The sequence below is a fragment of the Cellulomonas taurus genome (assembly GCF_012931845.1).
GTDB lineage: Bacteria > Actinomycetota > Actinomycetes > Actinomycetales > Cellulomonadaceae > Cellulomonas > Cellulomonas taurus.
Genome location: NZ_CP051884.1, coordinates 3,374,586 through 3,396,141 on the forward strand (window position 1 = coordinate 3,374,586; position 21,556 = coordinate 3,396,141).

A 21,556-nucleotide genomic window follows, 5' to 3' on the forward strand; every position below is an offset into this window, starting at 1 on the left:
TCAGGAGTGACATGACGTCCACCACCCTCGACCCGACCACGGTCGACGCCCCGAAGTCCCGCCGCGGCACGCGTTCCGGCGGCGGACTGGGCCGCTACATCCTGATCCGGTTCCTGCTGATCATCCCGACCGTGTTCATCCTGGTCACCACGGTGTTCATCCTGATGCGGGCCACCGGTGACCCGATCACCGCCGCCCAGGGCGGTCGTCTGCCGGCCGACCAGCTCGCCGAGCGGATCCACGCCGCGGGCTACGACCGGCCGATCCTGACCCAGTACGTCGACTACCTCGGCGACCTGCTGCGCGGGGACCTCGGCACCACCATCTCGGACAGCCGCCCGGTCACCGAGGTGCTCACCACCTTCGGCACCGCGACCCTGGAACTGGCGTTCTACGCGCTGATCGTCGCCTTCCTGGTCGGCATCCCGCTCGGCCTGGTCGCCGCCTACTTCCGGGACAAGGTGCCGGACGCCCTGCTGCGGGTGTTCGCCATCGCCTGCTACGCCACCCCGGTGTTCTTCGCCGGACTGCTGCTCAAGCTGATCTTCGCGGTGCAGCTGGACTGGCTCCCGGTCGCCGGCCGCGCCTCCAACCGTTCCGAGCTCGCCATGCGCCGACTCGACGACCCGACCGGCATCTACCTGATCGACGCCTTCCGCACCGGCAACCCCGATGTGGTGGCCGACGTGCTGCAGCACGCGATCCTGCCCGCGGTCGCCCTCGGCCTGCTCACCGCCGGGGTGTTCCTGCGCCTGGTCCGGACCAACGTGATCGGCACCCTCGGCTCCGGGTACGTCGAGGCAGCCCGGTCCCGGGGGGTGAAGGAGTCCCGGCTGCTGCGCAAGCACGCCTACCGCCCGGCCCTGATCCCGATCATCACCGTCGTCGGCATGCAGGTGGCGATGCTGCTGGTCGGCGCGGTGCTGACCGAGACCACCTTCGAGTGGCGCGGACTGGGCTTCCAGCTGTCGCAGTACCTGCAGGCCCGTGACTTCGTCGCGGTGCAGGGCATCGTCGTGATGCTGGCGATCATCGTCGCGCTCACCAACTTCGTGGTCGATGTGATCGCCGCGCTGATCGACCCGAGGGTGAGGTACTGATGCGTCAGCTCCCTGTGATCCGGCAGCTCCGCCAGAGCGTCGGTCTGCAACGCGGCATGCTGATCGCCGGACTGGTCCTCACCGGCATCTTCCTGCTCGCCGCGATCTTCGCCCCGCTGCTCGCGCCCTACGGCTACGGCCAGCTCCGCAGCCCGGACACCGGCCTGTTCGGCGCCACGCAGCCGCCGTCGTCGGAGCACCTGCTCGGCACCACCGTCGGCGGCTACGACGTGCTGTCCCGGGTGATCTGGGGATCGCGCACCGCCCTGCTGGTGATCGTGATCGCGGTGGCGGCCTCGCTGTTCATCGGCGTGCTGCTCGGCCTGATCTCCGGCTACTTCGGTGGCTGGCTGGACCGGATCCTGGTCGTGATCGCGGACGCCGTCTACGCCTTCCCCTCCCTGCTGCTGGCCATCGTGCTCGCCATCGTGATCAGCGGCGGGCAGTCGTCGATGATCGGCGGTGTGCTCGCGGCGGCGCTGTCCATCACCGTGGTCTTCACCCCGCAGTACTTCCGGGTGGTGCGGGCCGAGACGGTGCGGATCAAGGCCGAGGCCTTCGTCGAGTCCGCCCGGGTGATCGGTGCCGGGCACCGCCGGATCATGTTCCGGCACGTGCTGCGCAACGCGACCCGCACGCTGCCGCTGATCATCACGCTGAACGCGTCCGAAGCGATCCTCACCCTGGCCGGGCTCGGCTTCCTCGGCTTCGGCATCGAGGCCACCGCCGCCGCCGAGTGGGGCTACGACCTGAACAAGGCGATCTCCGACGTCAGCTCCGGTGTCTGGTGGACGGCCACCTTCCCCGGCGTCGCCATCGTGCTGGTCGTCCTCGGCATGACCCTGGTCGGCGAGTCCCTGAACGACCTCGCCGACCCCCGACTGCGCACCCGACGCCGGGCGGGCGCGGCCACCGACGACACCACCGCACAGACCTCCGTGGTGCCCGGCGGCGCACTGCCCGGGCACGCCGCCGAACTGGAAGGGGGTGCTCGATGACCGGCCCCGTGGTCAGGATCGAGAACCTGTCCGTCTCCTTCGCCACCGACGCCGGATCCGTGCGTGCGGTGGACGACGTCAGCCTCACCGTGAACGCCGGCGAGGTGCTGGCCGTGGTCGGTGAGTCCGGCTCGGGCAAGACCGTGACCAGCAAGACCATCCTCGGCCTGCTGCCCGAGACCGCCACCACCCGGGGCGCGGTCGTGCTGACCAGCAAGGACGGCAGCACCGAGCACGACATCATCGGCCTGCGCGGCAGTGCCCTGCGGGGCGTCCGGGGTCGGGACGCGGCGATGGTCTTCCAGGAGCCCTCCACCGCCCTGAACCCGGTGTACACCGTGGGCTGGCAGATCATCGAGGGCCTGCGCGCGCACCGGAAGCTCAGCCGCACCGCAGCCCGGGCGGAGGCGATCGACATCCTGCGCCGGGTGGGCATCCCCGACCCGGAGCACCGGATCGACCAGTACCCGCACGAGTTCTCCGGCGGCCAGAAGCAGCGGATCGTGATCGCCCAGGCGCTGGTGCTCGACCCTGGGGTGATCGTCGCCGACGAGCCGACCACCGCCCTCGACGTCACCGTCCAGGCCGAGATCCTCGACCTGCTGCGCCGCTGCCGGGACGAGTTCGGCACCGCGATCGTCCTGATCACGCACAACATGGGGGTGGTCGCGGATCTGGCCGACCGGGTCGCCGTGATGTACTCCGGCGAGATCGTCGAGCAGGCCCCGGTCCGGCAGCTGTTCAGCGCCCCGGCCCACGAGTACACCCGCCGCCTGCTGGACGCCGTGCCCCGGATCGGTGGCGGCACCGTGCACGCCCGCACCCGCGCCGCCGCCCGCCCGGAGGGCTGGGAGTCCGCCACCCCGGTGGTCGAGGCGACCGATCTGGAGATCACCTACCCGGGCAGGTTCCGCCGTCCCGGCTTCCGGGCCGTCGACGGGGTGTCCCTGACGATCCGACCCGGCGAGGTGCTGGGCCTGGTCGGCGAGTCCGGTTCCGGCAAGACCACCATCGGGCGCGCCATCGCCGGTCTCACCCCGGTCTCCGGCGGCTCGCTGCGGGTGCTCGGCACCGAGATGAACGGCGTCCGCGAGCGCGAGTTCCGGCCCGTCCGCCGCCGGATCGGCTTCGTGTTCCAGGACCCGGCGACCAGCTTCAACCCGCTGCTCACCATCGCGCAGTGCGTCGCCGAGCCCTTGATCGTGCACGGCAAGGCCCGTTCCCCCGAGGACGCCCGCTCCGCCGTCGACGACCTGCTCGAATCGGTGCAACTGCCGAAGTCCTTCGGCGACCGGTTCCCGCACGAACTCTCCGGTGGGCAACGCCAGCGCGCCTCCCTGGCCCGCGCCCTCGCCCTGGACCCCGAGCTGCTGATCGCCGACGAGCCGACCAGCGCCCTGGACGTCTCGGTGCAGGCCCGGGTGCTGGAACTGTTCAGCGAACTCCAGGCGTCCCTCGGCTTCGCCTGCCTGTTCATCAGCCACGACCTGGCGGTGGTCGACCTGCTCGCCGACCGGATCGCGGTGCTGCACCACGGCAGCCTGGTCGAGGAGGGCACCGGCGAACAGGTGCTCGGTGCCCCGCAGCAGGAGTACACCCGCCGGCTGCTGGCGTCCCTGCCGGTGCCGGACCCGGTGGAGCAGGAGCGACGGCGGGAGGAGTGGCGGGCGCTGGCCTGAGCCGATCAGGTCGAGCGGTCGGTACCCGGGCGCGTCCTGCGGCTCGGCGGGGGCAGCCCTCCGCAAGATCGGTACATGGGGGCCGTAGTGGTGCGCGTCATCGCTGCGGCCTCCGTGGTGCTGGCCACCGGCATGACCTCGGCCCTGCGCGGCCTCGGGTGGTGCGTCGTCGACGCCGAGCACCTCGCCCCCGAGGCGCTGACCGTCCTGGTCCTGGACGACGAACCGGCGACGCGGATCCCCACCCCGCGCTCCGGCGCCCGACCGCTCGCGCTCGCCGTCGACGTCTGCGTGGGCGGCGTCCCGTCCCTCCCGGCGCTGATCGTGCACGCGGAGCGGGGCGCGCAGGTGTTCAACGCCGCCACCCCGTTCCCGGTCCTCGTCCGGTTGATCGACCAGGCGCTGCGCGACCGCGGCACCGTCGCCACCACCGCCGCCGACCTGCGCCGCCGTGCCGTGGAGTCCGCCGCGTTGGCCCGGCTCACCCGGCAGGAGAGCGCCGTGCTGGTCGCCCTGATGTCCGGTGCCAGCGCCGCCGACATCGCGGTGCGCACCCACCGTTCCCTGCACACGGTGCGCAGCCACATCCGCTCGGTGCTGAGCAAGCTCGGCGTCACCTCGCAGACCGCCGCGGTGGCGATCGCCGCCCGCTCCGGGCCGCCGGCCGAACTGGTGTGGGACCACGCACACTTCACCAATTCTGGTGATGAACGCCGGTGACTGCGCCCCGGAAGCTGAACCCGCAACACAGCAGGGGGCACTCGGCCCACAGCCGAATTCGAAGGAGCAGGACCATGGCACAGACCGTGAAGAAGGTCGTCGAGATCATCGCGCCGATCGCGCTCGACGCACTGGCGACCGCAGCTGAGGCACTGATCGCGGGCGCCGCCACGCAGCAGGCGATCGCGCTGCTGCCGGAGCGCACCCGCGCCGTCGGTGACAACGACGACGGCCAGATCATCACGAAGGACACCTGGAGCTACTGCGAGACCAACTTCGCCACCCAGTACGGGTACTTCTACGCCGGGATGCGCTCGCAGCCGGTGACCGGCGACCTGCCGATCGCCGCCGCCGAGGACATCATCGTCTGGGAGAAGTCGAACGGGATCGCGGACATCCAGACCTATCTGCAGACCATTTTCAAGGACTCGATCAGCGACGCCGACGCCATCGAGCTGGCGCAGAACCTCGGCACGATCTTCCAGCAGCGGTTCAGTGAGGTCGCCCTGGAGTGGACGCCGTTCTCCAAGCGGTACAACTTCCGCGACCAGCTGATCGTCGACGTCTACATGGTCACCTCTCCCGCCACCGACGTGAACCAGCAGCCGGCCGGGATCGCCAGCTACTGCTTCGTCGCCTACGAGCACCAGCACTGAGGCGACGGCGATGGCACTCGTCTACCGGGGCATGCTCCCCGACGGCGGCGGACCCCTGGTGGCCGCCAACAACGCGAACGCCCTGGGCGTCCGCTACCCACCGAACCCGACCACGGACATCCAGACCTACCTCAACGGGGCCGCCCAGTGGGTCAACCCGGTGACGCCCGCCGGTGCGCCCCAGGGCATGTCCGTCGCCACCGGCTCGGGGTGCAACCTGCCTCCCCACCGGCGACCGAGCGGCGCGCCCTGGAACGGTTCCGGCCGCGCCGGGCTGCGCATGTGGCAGCTCGACGACAGCACCCTGCACCCGGCCCAGCTGACCAACACCCCGGCCCCGACCCACGCGCACCCGCACCATGCGGTGATCGCCCCGGGTGAGGCGATGGCGGTCGTGACCTACATCGGTGACCTCGATGCCACCGTGGGAAACTGGTCGCTCGCACCGGATCCGGCCGTCGCCTGCGCGGCTGCCGTCCTGGGGGAAGGTGGCACCGTGCATCCCGAGGTGGACCGGCTGGCCACGGCGGTGGCCCGTGGCGGTGACCACGCGCCCCTGATCGAGGCACTGCTCGCCGCCAACCGCGCCGGGACCCCCGGCGCCCAGCTGATCGCGGGGCTGGACACCCGCGCCCAGCAGCTCGACCAGGCCGGTAACGACGACGGCGCGGAGGCACTGCGTGCCGTGCTGGACCGGCTCACCGGGTTCTGCGCACCCGACCAGCGGGTCGATCTGGCCTGAGACACGCACGACGGCGGCCCGATCCCTCACCGGGGGTCGGGCCGTCGCCCTGCCGAAACGCCTGCGCGTGCCCCGCTCACCGGATTACCGTCCGAGACATGACCCACCCGCTCGCGGTCCGGGAGACCGCCCCCGGCCTGTTCACCGCCCGCACTCCCCTGGTCAACTGGCTGCTGGCCGTCGACGGGGACGCCGTGCTGCTGATCGACTCCGGCTACCCGGGCCAGTGCGACGCCCTGGTCGAGTCGCTGCGGATGATCGGCCGCCGACCCGAGGACGTGGTCGCCGGGATCGCCACCCACGGCCACGTCGACCACATCGGCGGCTTCACGCACCTGCGCACCGGACTCGACTTCCCGGTCTACGGCCTCGCCGCCGAACTGCCGAACCTGCGCCGCGAGGTCGTCCACCAGGCCGACCTGCGCGCCATCGCCCCCTCGCTGTGGCAGCCCCGGGTCGCCCGCTGGGCGGTCGCCGCGATGTCGGCCGGCGGCCTGCGCGACGTGGCGATCCCCGACGCGGCCGAGGCTCCCGCCGACCAGCCGCTCGACCTGCCGCTGCGTCCCGTGCTCCGCGCCGTCCCCGGGCACACGCCGGGCAGCGCGGTGGTGCACTTCCCGGAGCTCGGCGTCCTGGCCACCGGCGATGCCGCGGTCACCGGTCACCCGACCCTGCGACCGCCCGCCCGCCCGGGGCTGATCGACCTGCCCGCGTACTTCCAGCACGACCCGGACGTTGCGCGGTCCGGTCGTGAGCTGCTGTGCAGCTGGGACGCCGGGATCGTGATTCCCGGTCATGGGCCGGTCATCCGCCGATCCTGACCCCCTGCGCCGAGGGGTCAGAACCCGAGGCGGTTCAGGCACGCGGCGCGGTTCGGGCGGTCCCAGTGGGCGCGCTCGCCAGGTGCCTATTCGCAGGCGATACCGTCGCCGTCCCGGTCCAGCTTGGAGCTGTACCCCGGCTCGCCGCTCATGATCGGCGCCGCCCCGGCCGCGCGCGCCTCGGTGCAGTTCGCGTAGAAGGTCGAGCCACCACCGGAGGTCGTGGACCCGCTGGCCGAGCTGGACCCACCGGCCGAGCTGGAGCCGGTGCTGCTCACCGCGGCCGCCGCGCTGGCCTCTCGCGCCGCCACCGCTGCCTCTCGGTCGGCGATCCACTGATCCGCCTCGTTCAGCGCGGTCTCGCGGGTGCTGGCGTCGGCCTCCCGGGCGGCGACGCTCTGCGACCGGGTCTCCACGGCTGCTTCGCGGGAGGTGACGGCCGCCTCCCGTTCGGCGAGGTCATCGACGGCAGCGGTCGGCGTCGCGGTGGCCGTGACGGTGACGGTGGGTGCCGGTTCGGCAGCGGTCGACTGGCCGGAGCCTCCGCTGCCGACCAGCGCACCGAGGAACACGCCGCTCGCCAACAGGATCACCGGTCGGGTGCGTTGGCCCTTCACCCCGAAGATGGCGCTACCGACACTGGTCATGGCTCCCCCTGGATCGTGAGACGACCGCCGCCGAGCGGCGGCTGATCGTGCAGCACGCTAGGGGTCCGGGCGCTCACCACGGGGGGCTTTCGTCCTGTCCCTAGGTGTTACCCCTCAGAGCGGCTCCGGCTCGTGATCCCGTCCCCGCACCACCGGCCGCACGCGCAACACCCGCTCCAGACCGCGACGCATCCGCCGCTGGAACGGCCGCTCGGCCACCCGGTACACCAGGATCGCCACCGCCACGCACACCAGGATCGCGGCGGCCAGGGTGCCGAATCTGCCCAGGTGCGGGGCCAGCACCTCGATCGTCGCCCAGCCCACGTACTCGTGCGTCAGGTACAGCGGGTAGGTCAGCAGGCCGAGCAGGGTGAACACCCGCCAGTCCGTCCGGGTGAGGGCGGGCCACAGGGCGGCGGCGGCCACCATCGCGACGCAGGCGACCACCAGCACCCCGATCAGCGCTGGTGACGTCACGTGCCCGGAGCTGATGGCGTCGATCGCCCCGATCGTCTTCCACTGGGTCATCACCACCGCCGCGGCGACGTCCAGCGCGAGCACGGCCCAGGCGATCGGCCGGTGGCCGGTCCGGTAGAGCACCGAGATCACCATCCCGGCGCAGAACAGCGGTGCCCACTCGATCAGCGTGAACCGGCCGAACCACCCGAGGTCGAGCAGGCTCAGCGGCACGGTGACCAGTGGGACCACCGCCGCCACCATCAGCACCCGGCGCAGGGTGAGGCCGATCCGGATGAACAGCAGGATCAACAGGTAGAACTGCAGCTCCACCCAGAGCGTCCAGTAGACCCCGTCCACCCGCGGCACCTCGAACAGGTCCTGCAACATCGTGAGGTTGACCAGCACCTCGGTCGGGGTGCGGCCCTCGAAGCTCGGCCACAGCCAGCGCAGCGTAGCGGTGAGCAGCACCGCCAGCCAGTAGGCGGGATAGAGCCGACTGACCCGGGAGGCGATGAACGCGCCGCCGGATCGACGCCAGGCCGAGGTCAGGATCACGAAGCCGCTGATCACGAAGAACAGATGCACCCCGAGGTAGCCGTAGCGACTGACCTCGGACAGCCACGGGAACACCTGGAACGGCAGCTCGTCACCCCAACGCTGGTGGTCGCGCGCGGTGAAGTGGAAGAACAGCACGGCCATCGCGGCGACGAAGCGCAGGAGGTCGACCACGGTGAGTCGAGGCGCGGAGGCGGATGGCATCCGGAGAACCTACGGCGGATCGCTCGAGTCGACCTGTCGAAATACCCCGGGGGGGTATAGCGTTCACCGGGTGGACCCCGACGAGCAGGAGACACCGATGCACGGCTACACCCCGAACAAGGACGACTACGCCAAGCGGATGCGCCGGATCGAGGGCCAGGTGCGCGGCATCGCCCGGATGATCGACGAGGACGTGTACTGCATCGACGTCCTGACCCAGGTCGCCGCCGTCACCAAGGCCCTGCAGTCGGTGAGCATCGCGCTGGTCGAGGACCACCTCGGGCACTGCGTGGTCGACGCCGCCAAGAAGTCACCCGAGGAGGGTGAGGCCAAGGTGAAGGAAGCCGCCGAGGCCATCGCCCGCCTGGTCCGCAGCTGACCGTCCCACCCCCTCCGAGAGGAACTCCCATGACCACCACCACCTTCTCCGTCGACGGCATGACCTGCGGCAACTGCGTGAAGCACGTGACCGAGGAGCTGACCACGCTGCCCGGTGTCACCGATGTGCAGGTCGAGCTGGTCACCGGCGGCTCGTCCCCGGTCACCGTCACCTCCGAGGCCCCCCTGGACCCGGCGGCCATCGCCGCCGCCGTGGACGAGGCCGGCTACGCGGTCACCCCGAAGGGATCATTGCTGTGACGTCCACACCCGAAGCACCGGTCGGCACCGTCGACCTCGCCGTCGAGGGCATGACCTGCGCCTCCTGCGTGGCGCGGGTGGAGAAGCGACTGAACCGGGTCCCCGGTGTCCAGGCGACGGTGAACCTGGCCCTGGAGTCGGCGCACGTCGAACTGCACCCGGTGGACGGCCGGCTCCCGGACACCGAAGCGCTGGTGGAGGCGGTCCGCAAGGCCGGCTACGAGGCGACGGTCACCGGGGGCACCGGCGACACCAGCACGAGCACGCAGGACCCGGCGGCCGCCCACGACATGACGCCGACCCACGACATGGCCGGCATGGACCCGACCGAGCACGCGCTCTCCGGGCACAGCATGGCGCCGGGTCACGAGATGGACCCGGACGAGGACACCTCCGCCCCGACCGACCGGCGCGGCACCGACCTGCGCCGCCGACTGCGGGTCGCCACCGTGCTCACCGTGCCCGTGGTGCTGCTCAGCATGATCCCGGCGCTGCAGTTCACCGGCTGGCAGTGGCTGGTCACCGTGCTCGCGCTGCCGGTGGCGACCTGGGCAGCCTGGCCGTTCCACCGCGCCGCCGCGCGGGCCGCCCGCCACGGGTCGTCGACGATGGACACCCTGGTCTCGATCGGGATCATCGCCGCCACCGGCTGGTCGCTGTGGGCGCTGCTGCTCGGTGGCGCCGGGCGGCTCGGCATGACGATGACCCCCACCCTCTGGCCGGCCGCCGACGAGCACACCGGGATGCCGGAGCTCTACTTCGAGGTCGCCGCCGTCGTCACCACGTTCCTGCTGGCGGGTCGGTACGCCGAACACCGCAGCCGACGCCGGGCCGGGGACGCGCTGCGCGCGCTGCTCGACCTCGGGGCGAAGGACGTCGCACTGCTGGTCACCGGGCCGGACGGTCGGCGCACCGAGCGTCGGGTCCCGATCGGGCGACTCACCACCGGCGACGAGTTCGCCGTCCGCCCGGGCGAGAAGGTCGCCACCGACGGTGTCGTGGTCGAGGGCACCAGCGCCGTCGACACCAGCCTGCTCACCGGCGAACCGGTGCCGGTGGACGTCTCCCCCGGCGACGAGGTGACCGGCGCGACGATCAACACCGCCGGACACCTGGTGGTCCGCGCGACCCGGGTCGGCGACGACACCCGTCTGGCGCAGATCGGCCGTCTGGTCACCCGCGCCCAGACCGGCAAGGCACCGGTGCAACGACTGGCCGACCGGATCTCCGCGATCTTCGTGCCGGTGGTCCTGGTGCTGGCGATCGGGACCCTGGCCGTCTGGCTGCTCTCCGGCGGGTCGGCCCAGTCCGCCTTCACCGCCGCGGTCGCCGTGCTGATCATCGCCTGCCCCTGCGCCCTCGGCCTGGCCACCCCGACCGCCCTGCTGGTCGGCACCGGTCGCGGTGCGCAGCTCGGCATCCTGATCAAGGGACCGGAGACGCTGGAGCAGACCCGCACCGTCGACACCGTCGTGCTCGACAAGACCGGCACCCTGACCGAAGGTCGGATGGAACTGGTCGACGTCCTGACCACCGAGGACCGGGACGAGCTGCTGCGGTTCACCGCGGCCGTCGAGTCCCGTTCCGAGCACCCGATCGCCCAGGCCATCGCCCGCGCCGCGGACACCGCGGATCTGGACGTGCACGAGTTCCGGAACATCCCCGGCCGTGGCGTCGAGGGCGTGGTCCGCGCTCCGCACACCGGTGTCACCCTGGCCCGCCGGGTCCTGGTCGGTCGCCCGCAGTGGCTGGCCGAACAGGGTGTGACGGTGGACCAGGACCTCGCTGCCCGGTTCGCCGCCGCCGAACAGGACGGGGCGACCGCCGTGATGGCCGCGTGGGACGGTGCCGCCCGGGGTGCGCTGGTCCTGCGCGACCCGTTGAAGCCGACCTCCGCCCAGGCGGTCGACGACCTGCGTGCCCTCGGCCTGCGCCCGGTGCTGCTGACCGGCGACAACGCCGGTGCCGCCCGCCGGGTCGCCGCCGAGGTGGGCATCGCCGACCAGGACGTGATCGCCCAGGTGCTGCCCGCCGACAAGGTGGACCGGGTCGCCGCCCTGCAACGCACCGGCGCCCGGGTCGCGATGGTCGGTGACGGCGTGAACGACGCGGCCGCACTCGCCACCGCCGACCTGGGACTGGCGATGGGCACCGGCACCGACGTCGCCATCGAGGCCGCCGACGTCACCCTGGTGCGCGGCGACCTGCGGTCCGCCGCGCAGTCGATCCGACTGTCCCGGCGCACCCTGCGGATCATCAAGCAGAACCTGTTCTGGGCCTTCGCCTACAACGTCGCCGCGATCCCGCTCGCCGCGCTGGGTCTGCTCAACCCGATGATCGCCGGAGCCGCGATGGCGTTCTCCTCGGTGCTGGTGGTCACCAACTCGCTCCGGCTGCGCCGCTTCGCCTGAGCACACGGGGGTCCTCCACTACGGCATGATGGCGAGCCGTCGACGCCGACCCGTTGGAGGACCCCCGTGACCGTTGCGCTGGAGATCGCCGTCCAGGACGCCGTCGGCTACCGGATCGCGGCGGAGTCGTCCGCCGACCGGATCGAACTCTGCGCCGGACTCGCCGCGACCGGCGGGCTGACCCCCTCCGCCGGGCTGCTCGGCACCGTGCTCGGCGAACGCGGCTTCCTGCGCGGCGCCGACCGCCCGGCCCCCGAGGTGCACGTCCTGATCCGCACCCGCCCCGGCGACTTCGACTACGCCGACCACGAGGCCGAGGTCCTGGTCCGCGACGTCCGCCTGGTCCGCAGCTCCGGCGCCGACGGCGTCGTGGTCGGCGGCCTCACCACCGACGGTCAGGTCGATCTGCCGCTGCTCGGTCGTCTGATCGACGCCGCCGACGGCATCCCGGTCACCTTCCATCGCGCGATCGACACCGTCGCCGACCCGCTCGCCACCCTCGACCTGCTGATCGACGCCGGGGTCACCCGGGTGCTCACCTCCGGCGGCGCCCCCCGCGCCATCGACGGCGCCGACCGGCTTGCGGCCCTGGTCGCCCACGCAGCGGGTCGGGTGCAGATCATGGCGGGTGGCGGGGTCCGGCCCGACGACATCCCGGCCCTGGTCGCCACCGGCGTCGACGCCGTGCACCTGTCCGCCAGTCGCCCGGTCCAGGCCGACGGCGGGCCGGGCGGCGGCGGGGACGCCGGGTACACGGTCACCGACCCGGCCCTGGTCGCCGCGGCGGCCTCCGCGCTGCGGAGCTGAGTGCCCCGGGGTTCGTCCGGTTCCACATCGGAGCGCCGGGCCCAGCGACGTCACCCGTCACGTGCGCGCTAGGTACGCGCAGGCGCTGACGGTGCCGGATGCACCACCGAGAACGGCGACCGCACACGCGACGCAACCGAACCCGGCCGAGGCGACGCACGCCAGGCTGCACGCCGCACTGATCAGCGTGATCGCGGCCCAGTTCACACCCTGGTTGTTGAGGCACCTGGAGAACTCGCTCCAACTCCACCCAGTCGAATAGACACCTGCGCCGTTCTCTGTGGCCTCGGAATTCGCGACCACCAGATCCTTGGTGCGAGTTCCGTCCTGCCACACGGTCATGGCCGCATGGTCGTCATCCAGCATCCCGGACGCCATCTCGATGACCGTCATCCCCTCCGCTGTGGCGACGAAACTCACCTTCGATGTGAGCGGAAGGTCCGACCCGACCAGCGGAACGGTGACCGTCTCAGCGCCCGCGATGTCCTGCGCGACAGCACCGCTCCAGTCCATGACCAGGTCGCTCCGAGGGCTGTAGCCATAGCGCTGGGCGAGTGCGACCCGGTCGGCCTCGGTGGCGGCGGTCACCTCGACCACCTCGGCCGCCTCCTCGGCCACCTTGTCCAGTTGAGCGGTCCCCGTCACGTCGTCGGATTCCAGGTGTAGGCGACCACCGTGGTCGGCGATCGGGGCGACGCTCGGCCCGACCGCCGTCTCCACACCCCCGAGGACAGCACTCTCGAACAGGGTGGAGCTCGTGCCCCAGCGGGCAGCGGTGAAGAATCCGACAACAAGGGTGACCGCCAGGATCATCGCCACGGCGACAACCGACCTACTCCGACGAGCCTCCCGTTGCCGTGTCGATATCGCGCAGACGACCGCGGCGAGCGCGGCAGCGCAAGCGGCGATGAACAACCCCGCTGACAACGGCCTGGCAGCGAGGCCACCTGCCACCAATGCCGAGGTGAGTAAGAGGAGCGCCGCCGGAACTGCCCGCTGCGCGTCACACTTCTTGCTTGTCATGATGCCCCGCTTCCACGTTCTCGTCATCGAGAATGGGCGCACCCCGGACGGGCACACCTAGCGCGGCTGTGCAGGCACACTACGACTGTGCGCGACCGAGCCCCCGGGACCATCGCCTCTGGTCGCCGACGACACCCGCGCATGGCCGCGGTGCCGAAAGTCGACGCACGGCCCGCCGCCGTGAGCTCCGGCGCCGGAAACTCACAGTCGACGTCCAGCCCACGTCGAGCCGGCGGCCGTACCCTGCCCAGGTGTCCCAGCCCGACGCCGCAGCCCCGGACCCGCGCACGGCCGCCGCCGCCGAGCGCACCACCGCGCCCGCTCAGCGCCCCGGCACCTCCGCAGCGCCCCAGCCCTCCGAGCGCGCCCGCCGCCGCCGACTCGGCGTGGAGATCTGGATCGTCCTCGGCCTCTCCCTCGGCAAGTCCGGGGTCTATGCACTGGTCAACATCGTCGCCCGGCTCACCGCCGATAAGTCGCTGCGCGAACAGTCGACGGCGCTGAACACCAGCCAGTCACCGCGGCCCTACCTGGATCTGACCTACCAGCTGCTCTCGATCGGCTTCGCGCTGATCCCGGTCGCCCTGGCCCTGTACCTCCTGTCCCAGAACGGCCGCAGCGCCCTGCTTCGGATCGGCCTGGACCGGGCGCGGCCGCTGCGGGACCTCGGCGTCGGCTTCGGCCTCGCGGCGCTGATCGGCCTGCCCGGTCTGGGGCTCTACGTCCTCGGGCGGGCGATCGGGATCACGGTCGAGGTGCAGGCGGCCGCGCTGAACGCCGCGTGGTGGACCATCCCGGTGCTGCTGCTGTCGGCGTTGCAGAACGCGCTGCTGGAGGAGGTGATCGTGGTCGGTTACCTGATGGAGCGCCTGCGCGAGCTGCGCTGGGGACCGGTGGCGATCATCGCCGCGAGCGCCCTGCTGCGCGGGTCGTACCACCTGTACCAGGGCATCGGCCCGTTCGTCGGCAACGTGGTGATGGGCGTCGTCTTCGCCGAGTACTACCGCCGACGCCGCCGGGTGATGCCGCTCGTCGTCGCCCACACCCTGCTGGATGTGGTCGCCTTCGTCGGCTACGCCCTCATCCCGGCGGCCTGGCTCGCGGCCCTCGGCATCAGCTGAACGCCCCGCCCGCCCCACCGCCTGCCGCGCGCCCTCGCGGGGCCACGACGAGGCCGGCGTCGGAGCGGGAGCGGGGCCAGACGGGCGCGGAAGGGATCAGCGGGTCGGCCCCGCGGACTCGGCGGACTCGGTGAAGGACCGCAGCTGGCGTCCGAAGGACCGGGTCACGAAGCCGGCCACGATCATCACCGCACCGCCCACCAGCGCGAACAGCCCGAACATCGCGACCACCACGGTCAGCGACTCCTGCGGCTGGATCGCCAGCATCGCCCCGAACAGGAACGCGATCAGCCCGAACATCAGCGTGCCCACCCATCCGAGGTCCCGCGCCCGGAACTGGGTCGCGGCGACGATCAGCGCCATCACCCCGACCACCAGCGCCCAGAGCGCGAGCAGGTAGAACAGCACCAGCGCGGTCAGCCCGGGCCACAGCATGATCAGGATGCCGAAGGCGATGGAGACGACGGCCTCGGCCACCCACCAGCCCAGTCCGGGCCGCCGGCGCACCAGGAATGCCTGGGCCAGCACCACCAGACCGTCGGCGACGGCGAACGCGCCGTAGATCCAGCCCAGCGCCGACAGGGTGCGCAGCGGCTCGACCAGCATCAGCAGGCCGAGCACCACCAGCAGCACTCCGCGCAGCACCGGCATCCACCAGACCCGCCCGAGCAGTGTCGCGATCCGACCGTTGACGTCCACTGTGCGCCCTCCCCTTCAGTGGGAGTCGACACTCCCGGTGCTGGTCACGGTAGACCGGGCCGGGTCGGGCCACCACGGGACGGGGACATCCACCTCGGGGATGACCTGCACCGGTGTGGCCTCCGTCGCAGGGACGGAATCGCGCGCAGATCCCGGTGGTGGCGGTCCCGGCTGCCTACACTCCGAAGCATGTCCGACGCATCGACCAGCGCGCCGGCGGCGCCCGGTCGGTCCGAGGACGCCGCTGCGGCCGCGCACACCCGGATCGTGGACACCCCGGAGAACCGGGTGCACCACCCCAGCGACCTGCTCGGCGTCGTGCTGAGCGTGCTCGGCGTGGTGCTGGTGCTGGCGCTGTCGACCTACGCGCACAACACCGCCTCGGGTGTGGCCGAGGACGTGGAGAGCGTCTCGACCCTGTTGCAGGACCTGCTGGTGGTGCCGACCGCCCTGCTGGAGAGCATCGTCACCTTCTTCGTGCCGACAGCGGTGCTGATCGAGCTGGCGGTGCGTCGGCTCGGTCGGCAGATGCTGGAGGCGGTGGCGGCCTCGGTCGCCTCGGTGCTGGTGTCGTCGACGGTGCTGTGGCTGGTGGAGCACTTCGGGTCCGATCAGCTGGTCGCGGGTCTGTCGGTCCGGCTCGGCGGGGTGTGGACGGTGACGATCCCGGGCTACATCGCCCTGATCGCCGGACTGCTCACCGCCACCGGCCCGCGCACCCGGCGCCGCACCGTGTCCTGGTCGTGGAACCTGGTCTGGGTGGCGATCGGCATCATGGTCGTCACCGGCTCGGTGTCGATCACCGGTGTCGGGATCGCGCTGCTGATCGGCCGCGCCGGTGGTCTGGCCACCCGGTACGTCTCCGGGGTGCGTTCCGAGCGGGCCTACGGCCAGAGTCTGGTCGCCGGGATCCGCCGCACCGGCTTCGACCCGGCCCTGCTGGTCCGGATCCCGGACGACCTGCCCCCCGACGACGCGCCGCCGTCCGCGGACGAGCCCGGCACCCCGGCGGCGCGGGGCATGGCCCGGTACTCCGACCACCGGGTGTACGAGATGACCACCGTCGACGGCGACCGGTACGACGTGCTGGTCTACGACGGCGACCGGCAGGTGATCGGTTTCCTGTCCCGGCTGTGGCGCTCGATCCGACTGCGCGGGCTGGAGGGTCGGTCCACGGTGTCGCTGCGCGCGGCCGCCGAACGATCGGCGCTGCTGAGCTACACCGCCACCGCCGCCGGAGTCTGCTCGCCGCAGCTGCACGCGGTGTCCGAGGCCGACTCGTCGATGATCCTGGTCCAGGACCGGATCGCCGACGCGGTGCCGCTGGCGGACCTGGATCCGGAGGCGATCGACGACGACGCGCTGCGGGCGATCTGGGCGCAGCTCGGCGTCGCGCACGAGGCGGGGCTGGCGCACCGCGCGCTGACCAGCGACGTGGTGCTGCTCGGCCGGGACGACACCGGGGCGCCGCAGGTCTGGCTGATCGGCTGGGAGCAGGGCGACGTCGCCTCCTCCGAGCTGGCGCAGCGGATGGACCGCACCCAGATGGTCGCCCTGCTCGCGCTCCGGGTCGGGCCCACCCGGGCGCTGGAGTCGGCGGTCGCCGTGCTGGACGAGGCCGACATCGCCGCGATCGGTCCGCTGTTGCAGACCGTGGCCCTGCCGCAGCGCACCCGCGAGGAGCTGCGCGCGCACAAGCAGGTGCTGGCCGAGCTGCGGTCGGCGCTGGTCGCCACCCTGCCGCAGGCCGACGTGGAGCCGGTCGCGCTGAACCGGTTCGGCGCCCGCACCCTGATCACGATCCTGTTGACCGTGGCCGCGGTGATCGTGCTGCTCACCACGATCAACCTGCAGACCATCCTGGACGCGCTCCGGGAGACCGACTGGCGGCTGAGCCTGCTGGCCTTCGCCTTCGGGATGAGCACGCTGTTCGGCGCCGCCCTGACCCTCGTCGCCTTCGCGCCGCAGAAGATCCCGCTCTGGCGGGCGACCGTCACCCAGTCCGCGGCGACCTTCGTGGCACTCGCCGCGCCGGCCGGGATCGGTCCGGCGGCGCTGAACCTGCGGCTGCTGACCAAGCGGGGTGTCTCCGGGGCGCTGGCCACGGCGACGGTGGCACTGGTGCAGGTCTCGCAGTTCGTGGTGACCCTGCTGATGCTGCTGGTGCTGTCGGTCGCCTCCGGCACGAACCAGCTGGAGCGGTTCACGATCTCACCCACCGTGGTGCTGGCGATCGGCATCCTGGTCGGGGTGATCGCGGCGCTGATGCTGGTGCCGAAGGTCCGGCAGTGGGTGGCGACCAAGACCCTGCCGACCCTGCAGCAGACCTGGCCGCGGCTGATCGAGGTCGTGGGCCAGCCCCGGCGATTGCTGCTCGGCATCGGCGGTAACGCACTCACCACGCTCGGCTACGTGCTGGCCTTCGAGGTCTGCCTGCGCGCCTTCGGCCAGGAACTGTCACTGGTCCAGGTCGCCATCGTGTTCCTGGTCGGCAACACCGCCGGGTCGGTCGCCCCGACCCCGGGCGGTGTCGGCACCACCGAGCTGGCCCTGGGTGGTGCGCTGGCGGTGGTCGGCGTGAATCCCGGCGTGGCGACCTCGGTGGCCGTGCTGTTCCGGGTGCTCACCTACTGGCTGCGGATCCCGGTGGGCTGGGCGGCGATGCGCTACCTGCGCAAGGTCGGCGAGCTGTAGCACCGGGCGCGGGAGTCAGGCGCGGGCGGGGCCCTGCGCCGGGACCTCGGCCAGGCGGGCGGCGGCCAGTCGGCTCCACGACCCGAGGCGGGAGGCCAGGCGGTCGGTCAGGTCGTTCTCGGTCGACTCGGAGAAGCGCGGGTCCATGGGGCACATCCTTCGTTCGGCAGCCCGGCTGACCGCGTGGGTCCCGTGGCTTTGCGTCCCCGCCTTGCGGTGGGTTTGCCTTGTCGCTGACGAGTCAGACTCTAGGAGCGCGCCGCCCCGGGCGGAAGACCCAGAGGTCGTTGAATCTTGCAGTTCACCCGGCGATCGCGGTGAGGAATGCCTCCAGCAGCGGACCGGCGGTGTCCACCCCGGACGTCCCGGTCTCCACGAACACCGACACCGCCAGGTCACCCTGCCCGGCGATCATCCAGGCGTGCGCCTGGTCGCCGTCGCCGTACTGGGCGGTGCCGGACTTGGCGATCACCTCGACACCGGGCACGTCCTGCAGGAAGGTCGACCCGCCCTCGGTGACCACCGCGCGCATCATCGACCGGAGTGCGTCGGCCTCGTCGGTGCTCAGCGGGTGGGCCGGTTCGGCCGCGGTCGGCGCCGTGCCCACCACCAGCTGCGGCAGCACCCGGTGCCCCGCCACCACCGACGCGGCCACGGTCGCCATCCCCAGCGGGGTCGCCTGCACCCGGCCCTGGCCGATCAGCGACGCCGCATGGTCGGTGCCGGTGGCGTCGGTGGGCACCGCACCCAGGGTCGCGGCGAAGCCCAACTCGGCCTCGGTGATCCCCAGCGACTGTGCCGCGTCCGCAAGCGCCGCCTGCTGCACGGTGTCCCGGGCGCCGAGGAAGGCGGTGTTGCAGGAGTTCGCCACCGCGGTCCGCAGGGTGATGGTGCCCAGCTTGTCGGTCGGGTAGCCCGGCACGTTCTGGAACTCCCGGCCGTCGACGTTCAGGGTGGCCGGGCACTCGACCGGGGTGTCCGGCGTGATCCCGGTGCGCAGCATCGCCAGCGAGCTCGCGACCTTGAACGTCGAGCCCGGCGCGTACAGCCCGAGGGTGGCGGTCGAGGTGCCGTCACCGCCCGGACCGCTGGCCGCCGCGACCAGCTCCCCGGTGGACGGCCGGATGGCCACCAGCGCCGACGCCCCCTCCGTCTTGGACGACAGCACGTTCTCCGCGATGGTCTGCACGGTCGGGTCCAGCGTCAGCCGCAACGGCTCCCCGACCTGCGGCTCCGAGCTGAACAGTGCCCGATCCCCCGCCATGACCGTCAGGCCGGGGGTGCCGCGCAGCTGGTCGTCGAACTGCCGCTGCAGGCCGCTGAGCCCGGTCAGGTCACCGGCCGCCACCGCGCCCTCGGACTGCGCCACGATCTCCGCCGTCGCCTGGCCGACCGACCCGAGCACCGGCCGCGCGAAGGTCCGGCTCGGTGCCAGCGGCAGGGTGTCGGTCGTGGCGATCACGCCGGGCAGCGCGATCAGCGCACCGGTGTCGTAGTTCGGGTCGCCGTCCCGGATCACGATCGCCTCGACGAACGCCTTCTCCCCGGCGGCCGCGACCTGGGCCGCATAGTCGTCGGGGTCGAGCTCCAGCGCGGTGGCAAGCTGCCGGGCGGCGGCGTCCCACTGGTCGGCGCTCAACCGGGTCTTGTCCAGGCCGACCCGGTTCACCGGTCGGTTCTCCACGATGACCGCGTCGCCGGCACCGAGCACCTGCGCGCGTTCCGGCATCGACCGCTGGACGGTCAGCACCTCGGCGTCGGTCAGGTCGGGGGCGAGCAGCATCGAGCTCCAGGTGGCCTGCCACCCGTCGTCGGTCCGGGTCAGCGGCGCGTGGGTGTCGTAGGTCCAGCTCGCGCCGTCCAGGTCCCAGGTGTAGCTCAGCGTGGCGGCGGCACTGTCGGCGTCCGCGCCGTCCCGCACCGCCCCGGCGGTGACGGTCGGCTGCCACGGGTCGAGCCCGGCGTTCACCTCGGTCCGGCGAGCGGCAGCGTCGTCCGCGGTCGCCCCCGCCAGCGGCACCTGGCTGAAGTCGCCGTCGGTGAGAGCGGCGGCCAGCGCGTCGGCGACCTGCTGCCGGTCGTCCCCGTCGTCACCGCCGCAGGCCGCCAGCACACCGACCAGACCCACGGCCACCAGCGCCGCCATCATCCGAGACCGCTTCGTCGCTCCGCTCACCCGCACAGCCTAGGAATCGGCTGTGACCCGCGGTGCGGATTCGAGGTGCAGATCCGGTGCGCACCGTCTTGGATATCGACATGTCGACTCCTTCGAGCCGCTGATGGACGCCGAGACCTGGGCCAACATCGGACTGGTCCTCCTGTTCATCCTGATCGGCGGCGTGTTCGCCGGGACCGAGATCGCCCTGGTGTCACTCCGGGAGAGCCAGATCAACCGGCTGGAACGCCAGAGCAGCCGCGGCGCGCGGGTCGCCTCGGTGGCCCGGGACCCGAATCGGTTCCTGGCAGCCGTGCAGATCGGGGTGACGGTCGCCGGGTTCTTCTCCGCCGCCTACGGTGCCTCCACCATCGCACCGGACTTCGCGCCGGTGATCGAGTCGCTCGGGGTGCCGAGCGGCCCGGCCGGGACGATCGCGCTGGTGCTGCTCACCCTGGTGATCGCCTACCTGTCCCTGGTGCTCGGTGAGCTGGTGCCCAAGCGGATCGCCCTGCAGTCGTCGGCCAAGGTCGCGCTGGCGGTCGCTCCCCCGCTGGACCGGTTCGCGGTCCTGATGCGGCCGGTGATCTGGCTGTTGTCGAAGTCGACGAACGCCCTGGTCCGGTTGTTCGGCGGCGACCCGACCGCCACCAGCGAGGAGATGTCCGAGGCCGAGCTGCGCGACCTGGTGATCGCGCACCAGGGGTTGCCCGAGGACGAACGTCGGATCCTGGGCGACGTCTTCGAGGCCAGTGACCGGTCGGTCGCGGAGGTGATGCGGCCCCGTGGCGAGGTCAAGTTCCTGGACGCCGATCTGACCCTGGCCCAGGCGCTGGAGGAGGTGCGCGACCAGCCGTGGTCCCGCTACCCGGTCACCGGGATCGACTTCGACGACGTGCTCGGCTTCCTGCACATCCGCGACCTGATCGACGCCCGCGACCCGGAGCAGCCGGTGCGCCGGGTGATGCGGGAGATCGTCGCGCTGCCCGGCACCAACAAGCTGCTGCCCTCACTGTCCCGGATGCGGCGCGAGGGCGTGCACATCGCGGTGGTGGTCGACGAGTACGGCGGCACCGACGGCATCGTCACCCTGGAGGACCTGGTCGAGGAGCTGGTCGGGGAGATCCGCGACGAGTACGACATCGCGGGCTCCTCCGGCCCCGAGCGGCACGAGGATTCACCGGGCACCTACGACGCCGGGCTGTCCATCGAGGAATTCACCGAGCTGACCGGGATCGCCCTGGCCGACGGACCCTACGAGACGGTCGCCGGGTACCTGATCGCCCGGCTCGGACGGCTCGGCGCCGTCGGGGACAGCATCCCGATCGACGATCACCGGATCGAGATCGTGCAGGTCAGCGGGCGGCGCATCACCCGCATCCGGGTCATGCCGCCGCCCGACGCCGAGTGACACCGGATGCAGAAC

At 71.9% G+C, this 21,556-nt stretch carries 20 protein-coding genes and 1 riboswitch; of the genes, 14 read left to right on the forward strand and 6 right to left on the reverse strand.

Annotation, left to right across the window (positions count from 1 at the left end):
* Nucleotides 1–11: 11 nt before the first annotated feature.
* The 7 genes from HGK68_RS15615 to HGK68_RS15645 all read left to right on the forward strand — a co-directional run bounded on the left by HGK68_RS15615 (nucleotide 12) and on the right by HGK68_RS15645 (nucleotide 6,716).
* Nucleotides 12–1,100, forward strand: a complete 1,089-nt coding sequence (locus HGK68_RS15615; RefSeq protein WP_169166791.1) for an ABC transporter permease — start codon at nucleotides 12–14, stop codon at nucleotides 1,098–1,100.
* Complete coding sequence (locus HGK68_RS15620) at nucleotides 1,100–2,098, forward strand: ABC transporter permease (protein WP_169166792.1); 999 nt, start codon at nucleotides 1,100–1,102, stop codon at nucleotides 2,096–2,098. Before HGK68_RS15615 ends, HGK68_RS15620 begins: the two co-directional genes overlap by 1 nt.
* The gene (locus HGK68_RS15625; RefSeq protein ID WP_169166793.1) at nucleotides 2,095–3,777 is read left to right on the forward strand and encodes an ABC transporter ATP-binding protein; all 1,683 of its coding nucleotides are present in this window, start codon (nucleotides 2,095–2,097) and stop codon (nucleotides 3,775–3,777) included. The genes HGK68_RS15620 and HGK68_RS15625 overlap by 4 nt, the downstream gene beginning before the upstream one ends.
* 75 nt (nucleotides 3,778–3,852) lie before the next feature.
* Nucleotides 3,853–4,497 (forward strand): response regulator transcription factor, encoded by a 645-nt coding sequence (locus tag HGK68_RS15630; protein ID WP_169166794.1) that lies wholly within the window; start codon nucleotides 3,853–3,855, stop codon nucleotides 4,495–4,497.
* A gap of 74 nt (nucleotides 4,498–4,571) precedes the next feature.
* Nucleotides 4,572–5,153 (forward strand): hypothetical protein, encoded by a 582-nt coding sequence (locus tag HGK68_RS15635; protein ID WP_169166795.1) that lies wholly within the window; start codon nucleotides 4,572–4,574, stop codon nucleotides 5,151–5,153.
* Between the two features lie 10 nt (nucleotides 5,154–5,163).
* Nucleotides 5,164–5,895, forward strand: a complete 732-nt coding sequence (locus tag HGK68_RS15640; protein WP_169166796.1) for a hypothetical protein — start codon at nucleotides 5,164–5,166, stop codon at nucleotides 5,893–5,895.
* 98 nt (nucleotides 5,896–5,993) lie between these two features.
* Nucleotides 5,994–6,716 carry an MBL fold metallo-hydrolase gene (locus HGK68_RS15645; protein ID WP_169166797.1) on the forward strand — a complete coding sequence of 241 codons (723 nt, stop codon included), beginning with the start codon at nucleotides 5,994–5,996 and terminating at the stop codon, nucleotides 6,714–6,716.
* A gap of 86 nt (nucleotides 6,717–6,802) precedes the next feature.
* Here HGK68_RS15645 and HGK68_RS15650 read toward each other — a convergent pair whose 3' ends face one another.
* Together HGK68_RS15650 and HGK68_RS15655 are read right to left on the reverse strand one after the other, a co-directional pair.
* The gene (locus HGK68_RS15650; RefSeq protein ID WP_169166798.1) at nucleotides 6,803–7,363 is read right to left on the reverse strand and encodes an excalibur calcium-binding domain-containing protein; all 561 of its coding nucleotides are present in this window, start codon (nucleotides 7,361–7,363) and stop codon (nucleotides 6,803–6,805) included.
* Nucleotides 7,364–7,477: 114 nt separating this feature from the next.
* Complete coding sequence (locus HGK68_RS15655) at nucleotides 7,478–8,581, reverse strand: acyltransferase family protein (protein WP_169166799.1); 1,104 nt, start codon at nucleotides 8,579–8,581, stop codon at nucleotides 7,478–7,480.
* 97 nt (nucleotides 8,582–8,678) lie between these two features.
* Between HGK68_RS15655 and HGK68_RS15660 the strand changes: the two genes are divergently transcribed.
* The 4 genes from HGK68_RS15660 to HGK68_RS15675 all read left to right on the forward strand — a co-directional run bounded on the left by HGK68_RS15660 (nucleotide 8,679) and on the right by HGK68_RS15675 (nucleotide 12,438).
* Entirely contained in the window at nucleotides 8,679–8,960 is a 282-nt protein-coding gene (locus HGK68_RS15660; RefSeq protein ID WP_169167171.1) for a metal-sensitive transcriptional regulator, read from the forward strand.
* Nucleotides 8,961–8,989: 29 nt separating this feature from the next.
* Complete coding sequence (locus HGK68_RS15665) at nucleotides 8,990–9,220, forward strand: heavy-metal-associated domain-containing protein (protein WP_169166800.1); 231 nt, start codon at nucleotides 8,990–8,992, stop codon at nucleotides 9,218–9,220.
* Between the two features lie 50 nt (nucleotides 9,221–9,270).
* Nucleotides 9,271–11,631, forward strand: a complete 2,361-nt coding sequence (locus tag HGK68_RS15670) for a heavy metal translocating P-type ATPase (RefSeq protein WP_169167172.1) — start codon at nucleotides 9,271–9,273, stop codon at nucleotides 11,629–11,631.
* Between the two features lie 66 nt (nucleotides 11,632–11,697).
* Nucleotides 11,698–12,438, forward strand: a complete 741-nt coding sequence (locus HGK68_RS15675; protein ID WP_169166801.1) for a copper homeostasis protein CutC — start codon at nucleotides 11,698–11,700, stop codon at nucleotides 12,436–12,438.
* A 57-nt stretch (nucleotides 12,439–12,495) separates the two neighbouring features.
* Here the strand turns inward: HGK68_RS15675 and HGK68_RS15680 are convergent, their stop codons facing one another.
* Nucleotides 12,496–13,257, reverse strand: a complete 762-nt coding sequence (locus HGK68_RS15680; protein ID WP_169166802.1) for a hypothetical protein — start codon at nucleotides 13,255–13,257, stop codon at nucleotides 12,496–12,498.
* 455 nt (nucleotides 13,258–13,712) lie between these two features.
* Between HGK68_RS15680 and HGK68_RS15685 the strand changes: the two genes are divergently transcribed.
* Entirely contained in the window at nucleotides 13,713–14,582 is an 870-nt protein-coding gene (locus HGK68_RS15685; protein WP_169166803.1) for a CPBP family intramembrane glutamic endopeptidase, read from the forward strand.
* A gap of 96 nt (nucleotides 14,583–14,678) precedes the next feature.
* Here HGK68_RS15685 and HGK68_RS15690 read toward each other — a convergent pair whose 3' ends face one another.
* Complete coding sequence (locus tag HGK68_RS15690; protein ID WP_246260439.1) at nucleotides 14,679–15,281, reverse strand: HdeD family acid-resistance protein; 603 nt, start codon at nucleotides 15,279–15,281, stop codon at nucleotides 14,679–14,681.
* Between the two features lie 189 nt (nucleotides 15,282–15,470).
* Here HGK68_RS15690 and HGK68_RS15695 point away from each other — a divergent pair, with 189 nt between their 5' ends.
* Nucleotides 15,471–17,975: a flippase-like domain-containing protein gene (locus HGK68_RS15695; RefSeq protein WP_169166804.1), complete on the forward strand. Its 2,505-nt coding sequence runs from the start codon at nucleotides 15,471–15,473 to the stop codon at nucleotides 17,973–17,975.
* A gap of 15 nt (nucleotides 17,976–17,990) precedes the next feature.
* Here the strand turns inward: HGK68_RS15695 and HGK68_RS16305 are convergent, their stop codons facing one another.
* Entirely contained in the window at nucleotides 17,991–18,122 is a 132-nt protein-coding gene (locus tag HGK68_RS16305; protein WP_281358365.1) for a hypothetical protein, read from the reverse strand.
* Between the two features lie 15 nt (nucleotides 18,123–18,137).
* Nucleotides 18,138–18,212, reverse strand: a riboswitch (cyclic di-GMP riboswitch).
* A 64-nt stretch (nucleotides 18,213–18,276) separates the two neighbouring features.
* Nucleotides 18,277–20,151, reverse strand: coding sequence for a penicillin-binding transpeptidase domain-containing protein (locus tag HGK68_RS15700; RefSeq protein WP_343036944.1), 1,875 nt, complete (start codon nucleotides 20,149–20,151; stop codon nucleotides 18,277–18,279).
* A 103-nt stretch (nucleotides 20,152–20,254) separates the two neighbouring features.
* Here HGK68_RS15700 and HGK68_RS15705 point away from each other — a divergent pair, with 103 nt between their 5' ends.
* A complete protein-coding gene (locus HGK68_RS15705) occupies nucleotides 20,255–21,541 on the forward strand; it encodes a hemolysin family protein (RefSeq protein WP_169166805.1) in 1,287 nt (428 codons plus the stop codon).
* Nucleotides 21,542–21,556: the final 15 nt, after the last annotated feature.